At 65.2% G+C, this 20,138-nt stretch carries 17 protein-coding genes; 12 read left to right on the top strand and 5 right to left on the bottom strand.

Annotated elements, in window-relative coordinates; all coding sequences use genetic code 11:
• Positions 1-95: 95 nt before the first annotated feature.
• Both WAQ08_RS12470 and WAQ08_RS12465 read right to left on the bottom strand, forming a co-directional pair.
• Positions 96-731, bottom strand: a complete 636-nt coding sequence (locus WAQ08_RS12470) for an NAD(P)-binding domain-containing protein (RefSeq protein ID WP_422191896.1) — start codon at positions 729-731, stop codon at positions 96-98.
• 8 nt (positions 732-739) lie between these two features.
• A complete protein-coding gene (locus tag WAQ08_RS12465; protein ID WP_422191895.1) occupies positions 740-1,864 on the bottom strand; it encodes a hypothetical protein in 1,125 nt (374 codons plus the stop codon).
• Positions 1,865-1,951: 87 nt separating this feature from the next.
• Between WAQ08_RS12465 and WAQ08_RS12460 the strand changes: the two genes are divergently transcribed.
• Positions 1,952-2,764: an alpha/beta hydrolase family protein gene (locus WAQ08_RS12460; RefSeq protein WP_422191894.1), complete on the top strand. Its 813-nt coding sequence runs from the start codon at positions 1,952-1,954 to the stop codon at positions 2,762-2,764.
• Between the two features lie 404 nt (positions 2,765-3,168).
• Here WAQ08_RS12460 and WAQ08_RS12455 read toward each other — a convergent pair whose 3' ends face one another.
• The 3 genes from WAQ08_RS12455 to WAQ08_RS12445 form a co-directional block, all read right to left on the bottom strand.
• The gene (locus WAQ08_RS12455) at positions 3,169-4,518 is read right to left on the bottom strand and encodes a hypothetical protein (protein WP_422191893.1); all 1,350 of its coding nucleotides are present in this window, start codon (positions 4,516-4,518) and stop codon (positions 3,169-3,171) included.
• Between the two features lie 283 nt (positions 4,519-4,801).
• Complete coding sequence (locus WAQ08_RS12450; RefSeq protein WP_422191892.1) at positions 4,802-5,920, bottom strand: response regulator; 1,119 nt, start codon at positions 5,918-5,920, stop codon at positions 4,802-4,804.
• 2 nt (positions 5,921-5,922) lie between these two features.
• Positions 5,923-6,348 (bottom strand): histidine kinase dimerization/phospho-acceptor domain-containing protein, encoded by a 426-nt coding sequence (locus WAQ08_RS12445; protein ID WP_422191891.1) that lies wholly within the window; start codon positions 6,346-6,348, stop codon positions 5,923-5,925.
• Between the two features lie 240 nt (positions 6,349-6,588).
• On the opposite strand from WAQ08_RS12445, the gene mraZ reads away from it, so the two are divergent.
• The 11 genes from mraZ to murC all read left to right on the top strand — a co-directional run bounded on the left by mraZ (position 6,589) and on the right by murC (position 20,128).
• Positions 6,589-7,020 (top strand): division/cell wall cluster transcriptional repressor MraZ, encoded by a 432-nt coding sequence (gene mraZ / locus WAQ08_RS12440; protein ID WP_422191899.1) that lies wholly within the window; start codon positions 6,589-6,591, stop codon positions 7,018-7,020.
• Between the two features lie 4 nt (positions 7,021-7,024).
• Positions 7,025-8,044 carry a 16S rRNA (cytosine(1402)-N(4))-methyltransferase RsmH gene (rsmH, locus tag WAQ08_RS12435; RefSeq protein WP_422191890.1) on the top strand — a complete coding sequence of 340 codons (1,020 nt, stop codon included), beginning with the start codon at positions 7,025-7,027 and terminating at the stop codon, positions 8,042-8,044.
• Entirely contained in the window at positions 8,041-8,361 is a 321-nt protein-coding gene (ftsL, locus tag WAQ08_RS12430; RefSeq protein ID WP_422191889.1) for a cell division protein FtsL, read from the top strand. Before rsmH ends, ftsL begins: the two co-directional genes overlap by 4 nt.
• A gap of 86 nt (positions 8,362-8,447) precedes the next feature.
• A complete protein-coding gene (locus WAQ08_RS12425) occupies positions 8,448-10,274 on the top strand; it encodes a peptidoglycan D,D-transpeptidase FtsI family protein (RefSeq protein WP_422191898.1) in 1,827 nt (608 codons plus the stop codon).
• Complete coding sequence (locus WAQ08_RS12420; RefSeq protein WP_422191888.1) at positions 10,274-11,818, top strand: UDP-N-acetylmuramoyl-L-alanyl-D-glutamate--2,6-diaminopimelate ligase; 1,545 nt, start codon at positions 10,274-10,276, stop codon at positions 11,816-11,818. Before WAQ08_RS12425 ends, WAQ08_RS12420 begins: the two co-directional genes overlap by 1 nt.
• Positions 11,815-13,287, top strand: a complete 1,473-nt coding sequence (locus WAQ08_RS12415; protein ID WP_422191887.1) for a UDP-N-acetylmuramoyl-tripeptide--D-alanyl-D-alanine ligase — start codon at positions 11,815-11,817, stop codon at positions 13,285-13,287. The genes WAQ08_RS12420 and WAQ08_RS12415 overlap by 4 nt, the downstream gene beginning before the upstream one ends.
• Positions 13,277-14,455, top strand: a complete 1,179-nt coding sequence (mraY, locus tag WAQ08_RS12410; RefSeq protein WP_422191886.1) for a phospho-N-acetylmuramoyl-pentapeptide-transferase — start codon at positions 13,277-13,279, stop codon at positions 14,453-14,455. Before WAQ08_RS12415 ends, mraY begins: the two co-directional genes overlap by 11 nt.
• A 15-nt stretch (positions 14,456-14,470) precedes the next feature.
• Entirely contained in the window at positions 14,471-16,345 is a 1,875-nt protein-coding gene (gene murD, locus WAQ08_RS12405) for a UDP-N-acetylmuramoyl-L-alanine--D-glutamate ligase (RefSeq protein WP_422191885.1), read from the top strand.
• Positions 16,342-17,604 (top strand): putative lipid II flippase FtsW, encoded by a 1,263-nt coding sequence (gene ftsW / locus WAQ08_RS12400; protein WP_422191884.1) that lies wholly within the window; start codon positions 16,342-16,344, stop codon positions 17,602-17,604. The genes murD and ftsW overlap by 4 nt, the downstream gene beginning before the upstream one ends.
• Positions 17,601-18,728 carry an undecaprenyldiphospho-muramoylpentapeptide beta-N-acetylglucosaminyltransferase gene (murG, locus tag WAQ08_RS12395; RefSeq protein ID WP_422191883.1) on the top strand — a complete coding sequence of 376 codons (1,128 nt, stop codon included), beginning with the start codon at positions 17,601-17,603 and terminating at the stop codon, positions 18,726-18,728. Before ftsW ends, murG begins: the two co-directional genes overlap by 4 nt.
• Positions 18,725-20,128, top strand: coding sequence for a UDP-N-acetylmuramate--L-alanine ligase (murC, locus tag WAQ08_RS12390; RefSeq protein WP_422191882.1), 1,404 nt, complete (start codon positions 18,725-18,727; stop codon positions 20,126-20,128). Before murG ends, murC begins: the two co-directional genes overlap by 4 nt.
• Positions 20,129-20,138: the final 10 nt, after the last annotated feature.

The following is a 20,138-nucleotide window of genomic DNA, read 5'->3' as shown; positions in this document are numbered from 1 at the left end:
TGCCTGACAGCCTCCAGTTTGTACTCCAGGGTGTACTTGCCACGTACCTGCTTGTCGACCATTTCTTCGCTCCTTTCCAGCATTGTGGTCATGAGCTAAGAACTCCACTTTTCGGGGGCAACCTCAGTGTTCATCAGGTTGTCGGCGGTCTCGAACGCGGAGTTGCCCTTCCCGAGAATCAATACCTTCTGGTCGGTGAAGTCGTCGGGATCGACCGAGACATCGGTGTAAACCTCCGCGTGTTCGATGCCGGGGACATCGGGAATGTAGGGCAGTGAGACACCCGTGGCCATCAGGAGCCGCTTGCCGTGGTAGACGTCGCCGTTGGAGGTCTCGATCCGGAAGTCGCCGTGTCGTGAGATTCGGCTGACGGTGCGGTTGTAGTGGATGGGCAGGTCCAGCTTGTCCGCGAAGTCCTGCAGGTACGTGACCATGCTGTCCGCAGGCGGGAAGAACTCCTTGCTGTAATGCTTGAACAGAAGGGTGTCATCGTCAGAGATGAGGGAGTTCCAGTCCCAGCGCATGTTGCGCACCTTGTCCGTGTAGCCGGTGTAGACCTTGTTGGCCGAGATCAGCTTGCGATGCCGGGGGAACTTCTTGAAGAACGTGCCAGGCCCCTCCCCGGACTCTAGGATGACGAAGTCTCGGCCCGCCTTCTTGAGGAAGGCACCGAGTTGCAGTCCAGCGGGCCCCGCGCCCACGATGACATAGTCGTGTTTCGTTTCTTGCATGACTTTCCTCATTTCAGAATATTGATGAAGGTTTCCTTGCGATGCTTTTCCAGATACCCAACAAAGGGTGATCCGCCGGTACCTTGCTCACCTCGGTTACTCGCCTGCTGCTTGGCAGGTCTCTGTATGAAATCAATGGAGATCCGCAAGTGCTGTTCCCTGAACCTGCCCAGTGCATCAATGCACCGGTTGTAGGTGTCCAGCAGGGCTGCGTCACCGGCGCTGGATGCATACAGGTTGACCGCGCCTCGGTGCTCGACCTTCATCAACAGCTCCCTGTGTTCCGCTGGCATGTAGCGACGCAGTTCGGTCAGGTAGCTCAGCAGCGCGTCGGGCGCATGACGCACGCCCAGAACCGCATCGACGACGGGCAGCACCGTGCTCTGGGCGCCGCTGCCGCCTGGGTGGTTCTGCGGCGTGCCGTTGAGTTCGGGGACGCCGTCGTAGATGACGCCCCTCATACCCTGCATGAAAGGCTGGACCCGGTTGAAGAAGATGTGAGGGTCGCAGTTCTCCCGGACGCGCTCAAGGGTCGTGCCCATCTTGTCGAGCGTGGCGGCCATGGTGGACAGCGTTGCCTGAAGCCGGGCTGCGTCGTCGCTGGCAACGGCTTCCTGCGCATCCATCGCAGCGCGAATCAACGGTGCGGCGCTGGCTTCGATGTCGACGTGTGTGGCCACGAACCAGTGCTCGTCGAGGCCGCCGAAGAAAGTCCTCAGGACTGCGATGTTGCCCAGTTCCACCTCGCCAGTGGGATCCAGCCGGCGCCAGTTGTTCAAGCCATGAGATGCATAGGCCAGCACCGGCAGGCGCTGCATCATCCTGGCCAGGGCCACCCACGGCATCGCGATACCTTTGGGCACGCTGCTGGCGGATGCAGTGCGCCAGCTTTCGTGCACCGCCGCATGACCCAAAACGGAGAGCAGGCCGAAGGCTCGTTCCTGGTGAGCTGGGTCCGAGAGCTCATCCGTTCTGATCGGTGCGAGTTTCGCCAACGTCGTGCGGGCCTTACCACAGGCGAGGAGGTGAGGCAGCTCTTCGCCGAGCTCATCCCAGAGGCCATAGCCAGAAGGGAGTTCAGTCGCGGGGTCTGTCGCTGGAAGGAAGCCTCGGATGGGGGCGTGTAGTTTCATTTGTCATGCCTTTCATGGGCGTGCAGCTGCCTGGCGTATCGCCTTCTGCGAACGCACGCGTGCTACGCTCCATGCATGGAACGATCAATGGATCTGTTGAGTTGGGCCCAGCCGTCTTTCGATGCAAGACTGCAATACGGCCCTCAGGCAAGCCAGTTCGGTGAGCTTCGGCTACCGAAAGGACAGGGGCCTCATCCTGTCATCGTGGGCATCCACGGAGGATGGTGGCGTGCCGCTCATGGGCTGGAAACGCATTCGCACCTTTGCGCTGCGTTGACGGAAGCGGGATTCGCGACCTGGAACATCGAATACAGACGGATCGGCGAAGATGGCGGGGGCTGGCCCGGTACGCTGGCCGACGCAGGCCAGGCCATCGATTTCCTGCGCAGCATCGCGCCGCGCTATCAGCTCGATATCGAGGCTGTGGTGACTGTCGGCTTCTCGGCCGGCGGGCAACTGGCTTTGTGGGCCGCGGGCCGCCACAGGCTCGATCAGCGAAGCCTGCTTCATGCTGATGACCCCTTGCAACTGGCGGGCGCCATTTCGTTGGCCGGCGCCGTCGATCTGACCGAGTGCGCCCGCTTGGGCCTCAGCAACGACATCGTGGCCGCGTTCCTGGGAGGCCTTCGCGAGGATTTTCCGGAGCGGTACATGGAGAGCTCGCCCATTGAGTTGCTGCCCCTCGGCGTGCCGCATGCGCTGATCCATGGGACCGACGACACTTCCGTGCCTCATGAGATCAGTCTGCGGCACCACGCTCGAGCCCTGGCGCAGAAGGACGCCTGCGATCTTCAGTTGCTTGAGGGCGTGCAGCACTTCGAACTCATTGATCCACGCACGCATGCGTTCGGTGTGCTGTTGAACCAGATTCAGAAGTACCTGCACAAAGACGGTCAATAGCAGGCATTGGATGTCTCGGGCATCCGTGTCAGCCATCCCCGTGCGTCGGTTGTCAGGCGGCGGCTGGACATGGACATCCAGCCATATTCCCCAAGGCGTTTCAAAGCGCAACATGCTTGCTTCCCCTTGCAAAAAAATTAACCTGGTTTTTTGTTGTTGGCTCAGATACTAGACGCTTGTCCTAGTGTGCACAACGGATTATGTGAAAAAAAATGTTTCGCCGCTTTTGGTGTCTGGATGGTGTTGGGTATTGCCGATTTATAGAGTGGAAATCGGCTCTGATCGCATGGGTTGATGCGGCGGGATCAGGCGCTAAAGAACGCCCTGATAACGCATTGTTTCAATTGAACTGCGTATTAATAGGTCAATCGTCTTATTGGGATTGACGCACGTTGTCTGGTGTGTCAGCTGAAGGGAAATGCGCTGCCATGATTGAAAAAATCACGGGCGGAAACGGGTTGCCTGGCGGAATGTGATGTGCTCAATTCAAGGAACGAAGCAGCAGCGTCGTCCACTCCGAGCACTGGCGTGAAGCCCCCGCCAGGCGTCCTGAAGTTGGTCGTTTGGCCTTGGAACATGCGTGCGGCAATGAGCTGCACCTGCCTGTTGTAGACGTAGTTCCTGACGTCTACCTTGAGCTCCTGGGGTACACCATCGACCAGGATTTTCCGGCTGCCGGGCCGTGCGAACAGCTGAGCCACATAGTCACCATTCAGAATGTCTTCCCAGACACGACGGGTGAGCTTGTCTCCTCGGTAGGTGCCCTTGCTGCCATAACCGAGCGCCGGCTTGAAGAAGTAGAGGCGTCTGTGTGCCCACAATTCTTCGGCAGTGTCCCGTGTGACCAGAACGGTCCTGGGTATGGTTGTCGAGAGAAGTCTGCGAGTGGATTCGGCGATTCCCCAGGACGTCAGGAGGCTGGTGTCACTCAGAACAGTCATCGCCTTCTTGTTGGCGAATGTGGCGTGAGCACGGGGGTGGGGCGTGAGTGCGATCTGTCCTCGCACGTGGGCTTCTCGAAGCGGCGCGTTGCCGGGATCTTCGAGGTAGAAGTCGGTCAGGCGGTTGTAGACCATCTGTACACGCATGTCGGAGGTCCACAGTCCGTCGGCTCGCAGTTCGAGTTGTCCGGGATCGACGATGTCCACCCGGACGCCATGTCTGGCCATCAAGCGCCTGAAGAGGATGAATTCCGGGTAAAGGTACTGAGCTGTCGGCGTGACGTCGACGATCGCCATTGACCGCAAGGGGCCATCGCCGCCATGGCACGCCCATTCGTGGTGAAACATGTTCACGAACAGGTCTTCTATCTCGTTGGACCTTGTTGCGCGAGCGTTCTTCGTGAACGTCGCATTGATGAGGCCGCCTCCCGCATTGGTATTGATCTCTATGAGTTGCGGCGGACCATCACCCAGATGGAAGTCGTATCCGAAGAAGACGCCCAGCGAACCATGCTGGACGTGGGCGATATCGGGGGCATCGCGAAGAACATGGCGTTGATAGGCTGGCGTGGATGCCACGGCTTCAATGGCGTGTATGGCATCCGCCATGGTGCTGATCTGCAACCGAGACGCGAAGTACGGAAACCGTGCAAGAAGATGTTCTCGAGCATCGGCCTCAATGCTGTTGGGAAAGCCAAGCGCTTCGGCGTCCATCGAGGGTGGCTGCCAGTGGGGCGTCACGAACGCTGTGTCATCGTTGAGTGAGGAAACGATGTTGACGTGATGATCCCGATTGGATTCATGTATGGCCATGACGATCTCCTGAGGCTTGCACCCGTGGGATATTCGGCCCCTTGCCGCTGACAAGAGGCTATGCCCATGAGGCGTCTGGCCTCTCTCCCGTGTGTTTGTGTTGCGCCATTCTCAGATCGCCCGCGGAGGCATGTCAACCGGATTGGTGGCTGCTTGATGCAACGCCCCCCTAACTTATCTCTCGGCTTTTCCGGATTGATGCGTTATGTGAGTGGGCCTCGCTGAATGAAGCCGCGCGGGTTATGGGTGTGCCTATGAGCGCGAATGGCAGGCTGGATCTCCATTACCCGGATGGATGTTGTTCGCTCAAGGATGCAAGGCTTGCGAGGACGCCATAGGCTTCAGCAAACCGAAGAGCCTCGACATGCGCTTGAAGCGTCTCCAGAAGCGCAGGCTCGCATACCCGAGCCATTTCTCCTTTCAAGGCACTGAAGTGATCCAGTGCGTCCAGGCTGTGCTCATCTAGCAGCCGGGAAGGAAGGTGCTCGTCGAGCATTCGACTCAGCGGGCTTCTGTACAAGGTGATGTTGGACCCGAACAAGGACTGAACAGTCGGCATGTCCACCCCTTCAATGTGAGGCCAGCTTTCATCGGGCTGCCCGGCCGATGGCGTACTGCTGCCGTCGACGGCCATCCGGCTGATCCCTCCCGACAACTGAACCTGACGTCGGATACGCTGGATGAGGTCCCGTGGCTCGAAGGGTTTGCTGATGAAGTCGGCCACGCCGGATTCCAGCGCCTTCTGCTGCTCACTGGTCAGCGCGCCTGCCGTCAATGCAATGATCGGCAGGTCTTTGAGCCCGAGTTCGGCGCGAATGCGGCGCGTTGCTTCGTGGCTGTCCAGCCTGGGCATCTGCATGTCCATGAGCACAACGTCAAATTCATCGGGATGCTGGCCAAGCATGGACAGGGCCTCCTCTCCATCTGCCGCCAGCGCCACATTCGCGCCAGCCAACTGCAGTATTCGCCGGGCCACATCCAGGTTGATGTCACTGTCATCGACAACCATGACCCGAATGCCGTTCAGGCCCGTGGATGTGGCGTCCCGAATCGTCGCGGCGGCGACTTCACCGGCTGCGTCGTCCGCCTTGAACGCCAGTTCAGCCCAGAAGCGGCTGCCTCGGCCGGGCTCGCTGTTCAACCCCACGGTGCCACCCATCATCTCGGTGAAATGACGCACGATCGACAGGCCCAGTCCCGTGCCGCCATAACGGCGTGTGGTCGAGGCATCGGCCTGGGCGAACGGCATGAAAAGCCTGGCCTGAACGTCTGCCGGGATGCCGATACCGGTGTCGGACACCTCGAAGCGCAGTCGCGTAAAACCCTGTTGGGTGCTGGCGCTGCTGCTTACCCGCAGGCGAACGTGGCCACGGTCAGTGAACTTCGCGGCATTGGACAGCAAGTTCAGGAGAATCTGCCGCAGTCGAGTGGGGTCTCCGAACAGGCAGGGGGGGCGTCCTTGTCCAGCACCATCTCGTAGCCGATCTGCTTGGACTTGGCCTGCACAGAGATCAGATCGTGCACTTCATGCAGGGTTGAAGGCAGCGCGAAGGCCGTGTGCTCGATCAGCAACTCGCCCGCCTCGATCTTCGTCAGGTCCAGTACGTCGTTGATGATGGCCAGCAGGGATTGGCTGGCCCTTTCGACTTTCGACAGCAGCGGACGCTGCTCTTCATCGAGTTTCGTCTGTCCCAGCAGATAGGTGATGCCGATCACCGCGTTCATCGGGGTGCGGATCTCATGGCTCATGTTCGCCAGGAAGTGGCTCTTGGCCAAACTGGCTCGTTTGGTTTCCTGGATGGCCCTGGTGCTCCGGGGCGCATTTTCCATTTGCCGTTAGGTTGCCCAGCTGGCCCCCGGGATCCCCCCAATGGGGGCGTCCTTCTCAACATTCACTTGCATACCCCCGTGCAAGTGCTTCATTTTGAACAACTTTTTTATGAGGGTGGTGTTTGAAAGTGCGTGTAAGTCTTTGATTTCATTCAGATTTTTTTATCTTTTCCGCTTGTTTCGGGGGTGTGCATGGTTTAAAGTGTTGGAAAGTGCACTTAAGTGGAGTTTTGTGTGAGTTTGGTCTTTCAAGGGGCATCAGCGCTGTCGCTGGACGCAAAGGGGCGTATGGCCGTCCCTGCGCGCCATCGCGACGCCCTGCAAGCCCTTTGTGAGGGCCAGATCACCATCACCAAGCACCCGGAGGGCTGTCTGATGGTCTTCCCCCGTCCCGCCTGGGAAACCTTCCGCGACAAGGTCGCCGCGCTGCCCATGTCGGCCGCGGGCTGGAAGCGTGTCTTCATGGGCAATGCCATGGATGTCGAGATCGACGGCGCCTCGCGCGTGCTGATCTCCCCGGAGCTGCGCGCCGCCGCCGGTCTGGGCAAGGAGGTCATGCTCCTGGGCATGGGCAGCCACTTCGAGCTGTGGGACGCCGAACGCTACGCCGCGCACGAGGCCCAGGTCATGGCGCAGCCCATGCCCGAAGCCCTGCAGGACTTCACCTTCTAGCCGCATGCAAGAAGGGAGCACACCTTGGCAGCACACCACCGTCTTGCTGCACGAGGCCGCCGGGGCGTTGTGGGATCCCGCGGTCGGTCCGGTGCCGGGCGGCGTCTACGTGGATGCCACGTTCGGGCGGGGCGGGCACTCGCGCCTGATTCTGTCGCAGCTGCCGGCCAATGCCACCTTGCTGGCGCTGGACCGCGACCCGGATGCCATCGCGCACGCGACGCGGGGTCCGCAGGCGATCACGGATCCGCGCTTTCGCATTGCGCACGCGGCGTTCTCGTCGTGGGCGGATGTGGCCTTGCTGCAAGGGTTGCGTCCGGTCCACGGTCTGTTGATGGACATCGGCGTGTCCTCGCCGCAGATCGACAATCCGGAGCGTGGCTTCAGCTTCCGCTTCGATGCGCCGCTGGACATGCGCATGGACACGACGCAGGGGGAGAGCGCGGCCGACTACCTGGCCCGCGCGACCGTCGATGAACTCGCCCACGTCATCCACACATATGGCGAAGAACGGTTTGCTCGCCCGATTGCAAAGGCGCTTGTGGCTCGCCGCGAATCCGGACAGCCTGTGCGGACCACGGGCGAGCTGTCCAACGTCGTGGCTGGTGCGGTCAAGACCCGGGAGGCCGGGCAAAACCCAGCCACACGCACCTTTCAGGCCCTTCGGATTCACGTCAACGGCGAGCTCGACGAGCTTCAAGCCGCTCTGGAGGCAGCCTTGAGCGCGCTAGCGCCGGGCGGCCGCCTGGCCGTGATCAGCTTCCATTCGCTGGAAGACCGCATTGTCAAAACCTTCATCGCCGCGCACAGCCGCGAAGTGGTTGATCGGCGCGTGCCCTTCGCCGAGCCCAAGGCCATGCCGCTCAAGGCCATCGCGCGCATCAAGCCCTCGGAGGCCGAAGTGGCCGCCAACCCGCGCGCCCGCTCCGCCGTGCTGCGCGTGGCCGAACGCACCGACGCGCCCTATGTGCCGCCAGCCTCCGCCGCGCCCGCCCGGGGCCGTCGCCAGGGAGGCCGCCGGTGAGCACGCGCCTGAACATCGCCCTGACCGCCGTGCTGCTGCTCAGCTGCTTCTGGCTGATCCGCTCCAGCAACGAGGCACGCAGCCTGTTCGTGCAGCTCGAGCGCGCCCAGGTGCGCGAGCAGGAGCTGCAGGTCGATTTCGAGCGATTGAAGATCGAACGCCGTACCGCGGCCACGCCCCTGGTGGTCGAGGACATGGTGCGCCAGAAGCTGCGCATGTTCAACGCCACGCCGTCCGTCACGCACTATGTGAGTGACGGCGCTGCCGCGAGCGCGCCCGCCACATCCGCATCGTCCACCTCGGGAGGTGCTCGGTGAGCGGCTGGCGCGACATGTTCAGCAAGGACAAGGGCGGTGCCCGGTCCAATGGCGGCCGCAGCTCGCGCAAGCAGGGCAACGCGCCCATGCCGGCCGTGCGCTACGCCACCAGCCCTCTGCTGGCCTCCAAGACGCCGCCGTGGCGCATCAAGTTCCTCACGGGCGCGATCGGCCTGGCTTTCGCCGTCCTGATCGGCCGCGCCGCATGGATCCAGATCATCCACACCGAGTTCTACCAGCAGCAGGGGGCCAACCGCTACGAGCGCCGCATCGAGCTGCCGGCCAACCGTGGCCGCATCCTCGACCGCAATGGCGAGTTGCTGGCCTCCAGCGTGCCGGCGCCCTCGCTGTGGGCCATCCCCAAGGACATGGATGCCTCGCCGCAGGATCTGCGCAAGCTCGCGCGCCTGCTCGACATGAGCACGCCCGAGCTCAAGAAGCGTCTGGGCGGCAGCAACAACTTCGTGTGGCTGCGCCGTCAGGCGGACGAGACCACGGCCCAGCAGGTGGCTGCGCTCAAGCTCAAGGGGGTGCACGAGATCAAGGAATCGCGCCGTCAGTACCCTGAGGGCGAGGCCGCCGCGCACGTGGTGGGCTTCACCAATGTGGAAGACAAGGGCCAGGAAGGCATCGAGCTGGCCTACGACCGCGACCTGTCCGGCCGCGACGGGCAGCGCCACGTCATCAAGGACCGCCTGGGCCGTGTCGTCGAGAACGTGGGTGATCTGGTGCCTGCCGCCGATGGCCGTGAGATCCGCCTGTCCATCGACGCCAAGATCCAGGCCAATGCGTATCAGCGTATCCGCGATGCGGTGGCTGCCAACAAGGCCAAGGCTGGCAGTGTGGTCGTGATCGACACGCTCACAGGCGAGGTGCTGGCGCTGGCCAACTTCCCCAGCTATTCGCCCGGCAATCGCCGCAACCTGACGGGTGCGCAGTTGCGCAACCGCGCCCTGACCGACACCTTCGAGCCCGGCTCGACGATGAAGCCCTTCATCGTGTCGTGGGCGCTGGAGACCCGTCGCGTCAAGCCGGACACGCCCATCCAGACGGCGCCGGGCCGCTTGACGATTGCCGGTTCCACCATCAGCGATTCGCACCCGCACGGCGTGCTGACGGTGGCCGAGGTGATCCAGAAATCCAGCAACGTGGGCACCGTCAAGATGGCGATGGAGATGGCGCCGCGCGAGATGTGGGAGCTCTACACCGCCGTGGGCATGGGCCAGAAGCCGCAGATCGGCTTCCCTGGCGCTGTCACCGGCCGTCTGCGCCCCTACAAGAGCTGGCGGCCCATCGAGCAGGCGACCATGAGCTATGGGTATGGTCTGTCGGCCAGCCTGTTCCAGCTGGCCCATGCCTACACCGTGTTCGCGCACGATGGCGAGCTGATCCCGCTGACGCTGATCAAGCGCGATGCCCCGGGGGCTGACGAGCCGGCGCTGCACACCTCCAGCGGTGGTCTGGGCTGGTCGCAGGCCGTGGCGGCCAAGCGTGCCGAGGCCGCCGATCTGGTGCCGGTCAAGGGTACACGCGTGCTGTCCGTCGAGACGGTGCGCGAGATGCGCGAGATGCTGCGCATGGCCGCCGGTAATGGCGGCACCTCGCCGCTGGCCCAGACGGTGGGCTACAGCGTGGGCGGCAAGAGCGGCACCGCGCACAAACAAGAGGGCAAAGGCTACGCCAGCAACAAGTACCGCTCGTGGTTCGTGGGCCTGGCGCCCATCAACAAGCCCCGCATCGTGGTGGCGGTGATGGTGGACGAACCCACCAACGGCAAGTACTTTGGCGGTGCGGTCGCCGGCCCGGTGTTCAGCCAGATCGTGCAGAACACTCTGCCGCGGCTGGGTGTGGTGCCCGACCTGGATGTGCAGACCCACATCGTCGCCCAGCCGGCCGTGGAGGAGAGCTTCTGATGAGCACCTTGCCCACCTTGCTGAACGATGTCTCCGCCATCCTGGCCTGGCTGGCCGGGCATGGCGTGGACCAGCTCACGGTCGACAGCCGCGAAGTGGCGCCGCGCGTGGCCCAGGGGCAAGCACCCGGCTTCATCGCATGGCCGGGCGCCGCCCGTGATGGCCGCGCCTTCGTGGCTCAGGCCCTGGCACAGGGCGCGCGCGCATGTCTGGTTGAGGCCGAGGGCGCCGAGGCCTTCGCGTTCGATGACGCACGCATCGCCGCAGTGCCGGGCCTGAAGACACGCCTGGCGCTGATCGCCCATGCCTTCAACAGCCGCCCCAGCGAGAAACTCGACGTGGTGGCCGTGACCGGCACCAACGGCAAGACTTCCACCTCGTGGTGGACGGCGCAGGCGCTGAGCGCGCTGGGCCGCCCCTGCGGCGTGATCGGCACCCTCGGCGTGGGCCGGCCCGGCGCCGGCGATTTCGAGGCCACGGGCCTGACCACGCCCGACCCCGTCACCCTGCACGCCACCTTCCGCCGTTTTACCGACCAGGGCCTGGTGGCCGCGGCCATCGAGGCATCGTCCATTGGCATTGAAGAACACCGGCTGGACGCCACGCGCATCCGCGTCGCGCAGTTCACCAACTTCACGCAGGACCACCTGGACTACCACATCACGATGGAAGCCTACTGGCGTGCCAAGCAGGCCCTGTTCGAGTGGGAAGGCCTGCAGGCCGCCGTGGTCAATGTGGACGATCCGCAGGGCGACGAGCTGGTGCCGCTGTGCCGCCAGCGCGGCGTGCAACTGTGGACCACGGCCGTGCGCGAGCCGGCCCGCCTGTGCGCCGAGGATGTCGTCACCCAGGCCGACGGCCTGCGTGCCCGCATCGTCGAACGCGATGAATCGTTGGTCAAGGTGATCGACCAGGCCGAGCTGCAGGCCGCGCTGGTGGGTGATTTCAACGTGTCCAACCTGCTGACGGTGATCGGTGCCCTGCGTGCGCTGGGCGTGCCGCTGCTTGACGCCGTTCGCGCCTGCGCGGGCCTGAGCGCCGTGCCCGGCCGCATGCAGCAGGTGCGCCTGGACGGTGAGGATGCGCTCGCGCTGCCGCTGGCCGTGGTGGATTACGCCCACACGCCCGATGCCCTGCTCAAGGCCTTGCGCGCCCTGAAACCCCTGGCGCAGGCACGCGGCGGCCGCCTTTGGTGCGTGTTCGGCTGCGGCGGCAACCGTGATCCGATCAAGCGCCCGCTGATGGGCGCCATGGCTGATCAGCACGCCGACGAGATCGTGCTGACCAGCGACAACCCGCGCGGCGAGGCCCCGGGCTACATCCTCTGCCAGATCCTGGCCGGGGTGGTGCGCAGCGAGCCGGTGGCCGTGATCGAGAACCGCCACGAGGCCATCGTCCATGCCATCACCAGCGCCGATCCGCGCGATGTGGTGCTGATTGCCGGCAAGGGCCACGAGACGACGCAGGAAGTGGCCGGCGTCAAGACGCCGTTCTCCGATGTGGATGAATCGCTGAGCGCCCTGCGCGCACGGAGGGCTGCATGACGGGCACCCCGATGATGATGACCCTGGGCCTGGCCCATCAGTTGCTGCCCGGCTCCGTGCTGGTGGGCGATCCGGCCACGCCGCTGCTGCGTGTGCACAGCGACACCCGCAGCCTGCAGGCCGGCGACTTCTTCGTGGCCCTGCGCGGCGAGCGCTTCGATGCGCATGACTTCCTGCCGCAGGCCGCGCAGTCGGGCGCTGCGGCCGTGCTGGTGCAGCGCGGCATCGAAGCCTCCGGCTTGCCGGGCCTGGTGGTGCCGGACACGCGCGCGGCCCTGGGCTGGCTGGCCTCGGCCTGGCGCGCGCGCTTCGACATCCCGCTGCTGGCCGTGACCGGCAGCAATGGCAAGACCACCGTCACGCAGATGGTGGCCAGCATCCTGCGTGCCTGGGTGGGTTTGCAGGGCCGCCCGGAAGGCGCACTGGCCACGCAGGGCAACTTCAACAACGACATCGGCGTGCCGCTGACGCTGCTGCGCCTGCGTGAGGGCCAGCACCAGTGCGCGGTGGTCGAGCTGGGCATGAACCACCCGGGCGAGATCGAGCAACTCGCCGCCCTGGCCGCGCCCACCGTGGCCCTGGTCAACAACGCGCAACGCGAGCACCAGGAGTTCATGCACACGGTCGAGGCCGTGGCGCGCGAGAACGGCGCCGTGCTGGCCTCGCTGCCGCGCGATGGCGTGGCCGTGTTCCCGGCCGACGATGCCGAGCACACGCCGATCTGGCGCGAGTTGTCCACCGGCCGTCGCGTGGTCGATTTCGCGCTGCAGGGTGATGCCGCCGTCACAGGCACCAGCGTCTGGGTCGATGCACCTGCCGATGGCCAGGGACCGCACTGGTCGATCCGCCTGGCCACGCCCGCGGGTGTGGCGGTGACGCAGTTGCACATGGCTGGCGAACACAACGTGCGCAATGCCCTGGCATCCACAGCTGCGGCAATCGGTGCCGGTGCGCCGCTTCAGGCTGTGGTCCAGGGCCTGTCGGGCTTCGTGCCCGTCAAGGGCCGCTCGGCGCTTCGCAGCATCCAGCGTGGTGGCCGCACCGTCACGCTGATCGACGACAGCTACAACGCCAACCCCGACTCCGTGCGCGCCGCCATCGACATGCTGGCCGCGCTGCCTGGCCCGCACTGGCTGATGCTGGGCGACATGGGTGAGGTTGGCAACCAGGGTCCCGCCTTCCACGAGGAGGTCGGCGCCCATGCCCGCGCGAAGGGCATCGAGCGGCTGTGGACGGCCGGCACCCTGTGCCGCCACGCTGCGCAGGCCTTCGGGCCGCAGGCGCGTCATTTCGAATCGGCCGCCGAGATCGTCGCGGCCCTGGACGCCTCGACCAGCCCTGCCGACAACACCAAGAACAACACCCCGGATGGCCCGCCCGAGGCCGCTGCCATCCTGGTCAAAGGATCCCGATTCATGAAGATGGAAACCGTCGTCGCCCAACTGGCCGGAGGTGAGCATGCTGCTTAGCCTGGCACTGTGGCTGCAGGACATGAACCCCGAGTGGGGTTTTTTGCGCGTCTTCCAGTACCTGACCTTCCGCTCCGTGATGGCGGCCATGACCGCGCTGCTGATCGGCCTGGCGCTGGGCCCGTGGCTGATCCGCAAGCTCACCGAGCTCAAGATCGGTCAGCCCATCCGCGAATACGGCATCCAGGACCACCTCAGCAAGCGCGGCACGCCCACCATGGGTGGCGCACTGATCCTGCTGGCCATCGGCCTGTCGACCCTGCTGTGGTTCGACTGGGGCAACCGCTTCGTGTGGATCGTGATGATCGTGACCACGGGCTTTGGAGCCATCGGCTGGGCCGACGACTGGCGCAAGGTGGTGCACAAGAACCCCGAGGGCATGCCCTCGCGCGAGAAGTACTTCTGGCAATCGCTCATCGGCCTGGTGGCGGCCATCTACCTGGCCTTCAGTGTGTCCGGCACCGACAACCTGGCGGTGGTGGAGCTGTTCATCCGCTGGGTGGGCTCGGGCTTCTCGAACGATCTGCCGCCCAAGGCCGACCTGATCGTGCCCTTCTTCAAGACCATCTCCTACCCGCTGGGCGTGTGGGGCTTCATGGTGCTGACCTACGTCGTGATCGTGGGCACCAGTAACGCCGTGAACCTGACGGACGGCCTCGACGGCCTGGCCATCATGCCCGTGGTGATGGTGGGCTCGGCCTTGGGCATCTTCTGCTACGTGACGGGCAACTCGGTGTATGCCAAGTACCTGCTGCTGCCGCACATCCCCGGGGCCGGTGAGCTGATGGTGTTCTGCGCGGCCATGGCCGGCGCGGGCCTGGCCTTCCTGTGGTTCAACGCCTACCCGGCACAGGTGTTCATGGGCGATGTCGGCGCGCTGGCGCTGGGTGGCGCTTTGGGCACCATTGCCGTGATCGTGCGCCAGGAGATCGTGCTGGCCGTGATGGGCGGTGTCTTCGTGCTCGAAGCACTGTCCGTGATGATCCAGGTCAGCTACTTCAAATACACCAAGAAGAAGTACGGCGAGGGCCGCCGCATCCTGCTGATGGCGCCGCTGCACCACCACTTCGAGAAGTCCGGCTGGAAGGAAACGCAGGTCGTGGTCCGCTTCTGGATCATCACGATGCTGCTGTGCCTGGCCGGCCTGTCCACCCTGAAACTGCGTTGATCGACTGACTTCAAGATGCGTTACCTGCGTGAGCTCACCGTGCTGATCCTGGGTCTGGGAGACTCGGGCCTGGCCATGGCGCGCTGGTGCGCCCGGTGTGGTGCCCATGTGCGCGTGGCCGACACGCGCGCGAACCCGCCCCAGGCGGTCACGCTGATGAACGAGATTCCGGCTGCCACCGTGCACCATGGGCTGGACGCAGCCCTGCTGGACGGTGTGCAGCTGGTGCTTAAAAGTCCCGGCCTGGCACCCAATGCGCCCGATGTCGAGCGCCTGCTGGCGCGCGCTGATGAGTTGGGCATCCCCGTGCGCGGTGAGCTGTCGCTGTTCGCCACGGCCCTGGCCGATCTGAAGGCCGAGCGCGGCTACGCCCCCAAGGTGCTGGCCATCACCGGCACCAACGGCAAGACCACGACCACCTCGCTCACGGCCCAATTGGTCGAGCGGGCGGGCAAGCGCGTAGGCCTGGCCGGCAACATCGGCCCGACCTTGCTGGACACGCTGGCGCAGGCGCTGGATGCAGAGCCCGAAGCGGTGGCCGATGAGGTGGCTGTGGATGAGGCTGCCGTGGCAGACGCATCGACGGAGGTTGTGAGCCCTGCATCTGCTGACGATGCAGGCGAGACATCGCAAGCCTTGGACGCTCAAGGCGCTGAGGCCGCGGATCTGCAAGCATCGGCCACTGATGCAACGACCGATGTTGTGACAGACGGCACCGAACCCACAGCAGAACCCATTACCGAATCGGCGGAGCCCACCGACTCCGCCCCTCTGGCCGACGACGCCGATGCCCCTCTGGTGCAATTGGCCCCGCCGCCCCCGGCCGAGCCCGTGTTCCAGGTGCTGCCGGAGGTCTGGGTGCTCGAACTCTCCAGCTTCCAGCTCGACGGCGTCAGCAACTTCGAGCCCAGCGCCGCCACGGTGCTCAACATCACGCAGGACCATCTGGACTGGCACGGCTCCATGGCCGGCTACGCAGGCGCCAAGGCCCGCATTTTCGGCAAGCAGGGCGTGATGGTGATCAACCGTGACGACCCGGCCGTGGAAGCCATGGTGCCGCCGCCCGAGGTGATCAAGTCCGGCGTGAAGGGCCGCCCCGCGCGCACCGTGCACCGCAACGTGGTGCGCTTCGGCCTAGATGCCCCGCGCAACCCGGGCGACTTCGGCCTGGTGGTCGAGGCCGGCATGGCCTGGCTGATGCGTGCCCGTGAGGCCGATCCCACCATCAAGCGCAAGAAGGGTGATCCGGAAGAAGAGATCATCCTGCAGCGGCTGATGCCTGCGGATGCGCTGCGCATCCGTGGCCGTCACAACGCGTCGAACGCCCTGGCCGCGCTGGCATTGACCACCGCGATCGGCCTGCCGCTGGCCCCCATACTGCACGGCCTGCGCGAATACCGAGGCGAGCCGCATCGCGTCGAGGTCGTGAGCAATGTGGCCGGCGTCGACGCCATCGACGACAGCAAGGGGACCAACGTAGGCGCCACCGTGGCTGCCTTGCTGGGGCTGGGCTCGGACCTGGGCAGCGGCAAGCTGGTCGTGATCCTGGGTGGTGATGGCAAGGGCCAGGATTTCGCGCCGCTGGCCGACCCGGTCAGCCGCTTCGCGCGTGCCGTGGCCCTGATCGGCCGTGATGCCGAGGTCATCGGCCAGGCCCTGGCCAGCGGCGACGTGCTGCGTGATCCCCTGGGCGAGCCGCTGCCCGTGCAGCGCCACGACACGCTGGAGCAGGCCACGCGCTGGTCCTTCGAGCAGGCTCGTGCGGGCGATGCCGTGCTGTTGAGCCCGGCCTGCGCCAGCCTGGACATGTTCCGCAACTACGCACACCGCGCCGAGGTCTTCATCGACACCGTGCGCGAGATCGCGATCGACCGTGGGGAACTGGCATGACCGATACGAGCCTCGACGCCAACCCCGGCCTGTTCGCCCGCCTCAAGGCCCGCCTGCTGCAACGCGGCGAGGGCGGCAGCCTGCCCGTGCGGGATTGGGTCAGCGTCTCCGGTCAGCCCACCCGCGTGATGGGCTTCGACCAGGGGCTGGTCTGGGTGGCGATGGCGCTGCTGATGCTGGGCCTGGTGATGGTGTACTCCGCCTCGATCGCGTTGCCCGACAGCCCCAAGTTCGCCAACTACGCCGCCACCCACTTCTTCAGCCGCCACATGTTCTCGCTGAGCCTGGCGCTGGCCACGGCCTGCATCGTGGTGCAGATCCCGATGTCGGTGTGGGAGCGCGCCGCGCCCTGGCTGTTCGTGGCCTCGCTGGTGCTCTTGATGCTGGTGCTGATCCCGCATGTGGGCAAGGGCGTGAACGGCGCGCGCCGCTGGTTGCCGCTGGGCGTGATGAACTTTCAGCCCTCGGAGCTGGCCAAGCTGGCGATCACGCTCTATGCCGCCGACTACATGGTGCGCAAGATGGACGTGAAGGAGCACTTCTTCCGCGCGGTGGCCCCGATGGCCGTCGCCGTGGGCGTGGTGGGCCTGCTGCTGCTGGCCGAGCCCGACATGGGCGCCTTCATGGTGATCGCGGCCATCGCGATGGCCATCCTGTTCCTGGGCGGTGTCAATGGCCGCATGTTCTTCCTGATCACCTCCGTGCTGGTCAGCGCCTTCGTGCTGATGGTGTCGCTGAGCCCCTGGCGGCGTGAGCGCATCTTCGCCTATCTCGATCCGTGGGAAGAGAAGAACGCCCTGGGCAAGGCCTACCAGCTCACGCATTCGCTGATCGCCTTCGGCCGCGGCGAGATCTTCGGTGAAGGCCTGGGCTCCAGCGTCGAGAAGCTGCACTACCTGCCCGAGGCCCACACCGACTTCCTGCTGGCCGTGATCGGCGAGGAGCTGGGTTTCATCGGTGTGGCCATCGTGATCTTCGCCTTCTTCTGGCTGGTGCGCCGGTTGTTCCACATCGGCCGCCAGGCCATCGCACTCGACCGCGTCTTTTCGGGCCTGGTCGCACAAGGCGTGGGCGTGTGGATGGGCGGTCAGGCCTTCATCAACATGGGCGTGAATCTGGGCGTGCTGCCCACCAAGGGCCTGACGCTGCCGTTGATGAGCTACGGTGGCTCGGGCATCTTGCTGAACTGCGTGGCGCTGGCCATCTGTCTGCGCGTGGACATCGAGAACCGTCAACTGATGAGAGGGGGCCGCGCATGAGCGCCGGCAAACACCTCGTCATCATGGCCGCCGGTACGGGCGGTCACGTCATGCCCGGCCTGGCCGTGGCGCGCGAGATGCAGCAGCGCGGCTGGGCCGTGAGCTGGCTGGGCACGCGCACCGGCATGGAAAACCGCCTGGTGCCGCCCAGCGGCATCCCGATGGACAGCATTGGCTTCAGCGGCCTGCGCGGCAAGGGCCTTCTGCACACGCTCACCGGCGGTCTGCGCCTGGTCAAGGCCTTTGGCGAATGCTTCGGCATTCTGGGTAAGCGCAAGGCCGATGCCGTGCTGGGCATGGGTGGCTATGTGTGCTTCCCCGGTGGCCTGATGGCCTCGGCGCGCGGCCTGCCGCTGGTGCTGGTCAACGCCGATGCTTCCTTGCTGATGAGCAACAAGGCGCTGCTGCCCGTGGCCGATGCCGTGGCCTTCGGCTTCGACAGCGACGACGTGGCCAAGGTGGCCTCGCGCCACCGTGTGGCCCATGTCACCGGCAACCCCGTGCGCGCCGAGATCGAGGCCATCGCGCCGCCGGCCATGCGCTTTGCCGGCCGCCTGGGCCCGCTGCGCGTGCTGGTGGTCGGTGGCAGCCTGGGCGCCAAGGTGCTCAACGACACGCTGCCCCGCGCGCTGGCCCTGCTGGCGCCCGAAGAGCGCCCCCGCGTCACGCACCAGACCGGCATCGCCCAGTACGAGGCCGTCAAGGCCACCTACGGCCAGCATGGCATCCGCATGCCCAGCGAGGTCGAGGTGCTGCCCTTCATCAACGACATGGCCCAGCGCCTGTCCGACTGCGACGTGATCGTCTGCCGCGCCGGCGCCATCACGGTGAGCGAGCTGTGCGTGGCCGGCGTGCCCAGCATCCTCGTGCCGCTGGTGGTCTCGACCACCGCCCACCAGCGCGACAACGCAGCCTACATGGCCCAGCACGGCGCGGCCGTGCACCTGCCGCAAGGCGACCTGACCCCCGAGTCGCTGGCCGCGCGCCTGCGCACGCTGCACCGCGACGACCTGCGTGCCATGGCCGACAAGGCCCACGCGCTGGCCCGCCGTGGCGCCGCCGCCGCTGTGGCCGACGACATCGAACGACTGACCTCTTCTTCCCGAAAGGGGGCCGCAGCATGAAACACGCGGTCAAGCACATCCATTTCGTCGGCATCGGCGGCGCGGGCATGAGCGGCATCGCCGAGATCCTGCACAACCTGGGCTTCACCGTCTCCGGCTCCGACCAGTCCGACAGCGCCACCTCGCGCCGCCTGGCCTCGCTGGGTATCCAGGTGTTCACCGGCCATGAGGCCGCGCACATCGAGGGTGCCGAGGCCGTGGTCACCTCCACCGCCGTGAAGGGCGACAACCCCGAGGTGATCGCCGCACGCGCCAAGCGCATCCCCGTGGTGCCGCGCGCCGTGATGCTGGCCGAGCTGATGCGCCTGCGCAAAGGCATTGCCATCGCCGGCACGCACGGCAAGACGACGACCACCTCGCTGGTCACCTGCATCCTGGCCGAGGCCGGTGTGGACCCGACCTTCGTGATCGGCGGCAAGCTCAACAGCGCGGGTGCCAACTCGGCGCTGGGCAAGGGCGAGTACATCGTGGTCGAGGCCGACGAGTCGGATGCCTCCTTCCTGAACCTGCTGCCCATCCTGTCGGTCGTCACGAACATCGATGCCGACCACATGGACACCTACGGGCACGATTTCGCGAAGCTCAAGCAGGCCTTCGTCGATTTCCTGCACCGCATGCCTTTCTACGGCTCGGCCATCCTGTGCGCCGATGATCCGGGCGTGCGCTCGATCATCCCGCTGATCTCGCGCCCTGTGATCACCTACGGCTTTGGTGAAGATGCGCAGGTGCGCGCGGTCAACGTCGAGGCGCTGGCCGGTGGTCAGATGCGCTTCGTCGTGCAGCGCCGCAATGGCGTCGTGATGCCCGAGATCACCGTCACGCTGAACCTGCCTGGCGTGCACAACGTGCTCAATGCGCTGGCTGCCATCGCCGTGGCCACCGAGATCGAACTGCCCGACGAGCCGCTGATCAAGGCCCTGGGCGAGTTCACGGGTGTGGGCCGCCGCTTCCAGCGCTATGGCGAACTCAAGACCAGCGATGGCGGCGTGTTCACGCTGATCGACGACTACGGCCACCACCCGGTGGAGATGGCCGCCGTGATCAGCGCCGCGCGTGGCGCCTTCCCCGGCCAGCGCATCGTGCTGGCCTTCCAGCCGCACCGCTTCACCCGCACGCGCGATTGCTTCGAGGATTTCGTCAAGGTGCTGGGCACCGCCGATGCCGTGCTGCTGACCGAGGTGTATGCCGCGGGTGAACAACCCATCGTCGCCGCCGATGGCCGTGCCTTGACCCGTGCCGTGCGCGTGTCCGGCAAGGTCGAGCCGGTGTTCGTGGATGACGTCGCCACCTTGCCGCAGGCCATCGCCGACACCGCCCGCGCGGGTGATGTGGTGATCTGCATGGGCGCTGGCTCCATTGGCGGCGTGCCCGCCAAGGTCGTTGAACTGCTGAAAGATTGAAGACGAGGAC

The organism is Aquabacterium sp. (assembly GCF_049274795.1).
GTDB lineage: Bacteria > Pseudomonadota > Gammaproteobacteria > Burkholderiales > Burkholderiaceae_C > Aquabacterium.
The sequence above is the reverse complement of the archived record's forward strand: the minus strand, read 5'-3'. Positions and strand labels throughout refer to the sequence as shown.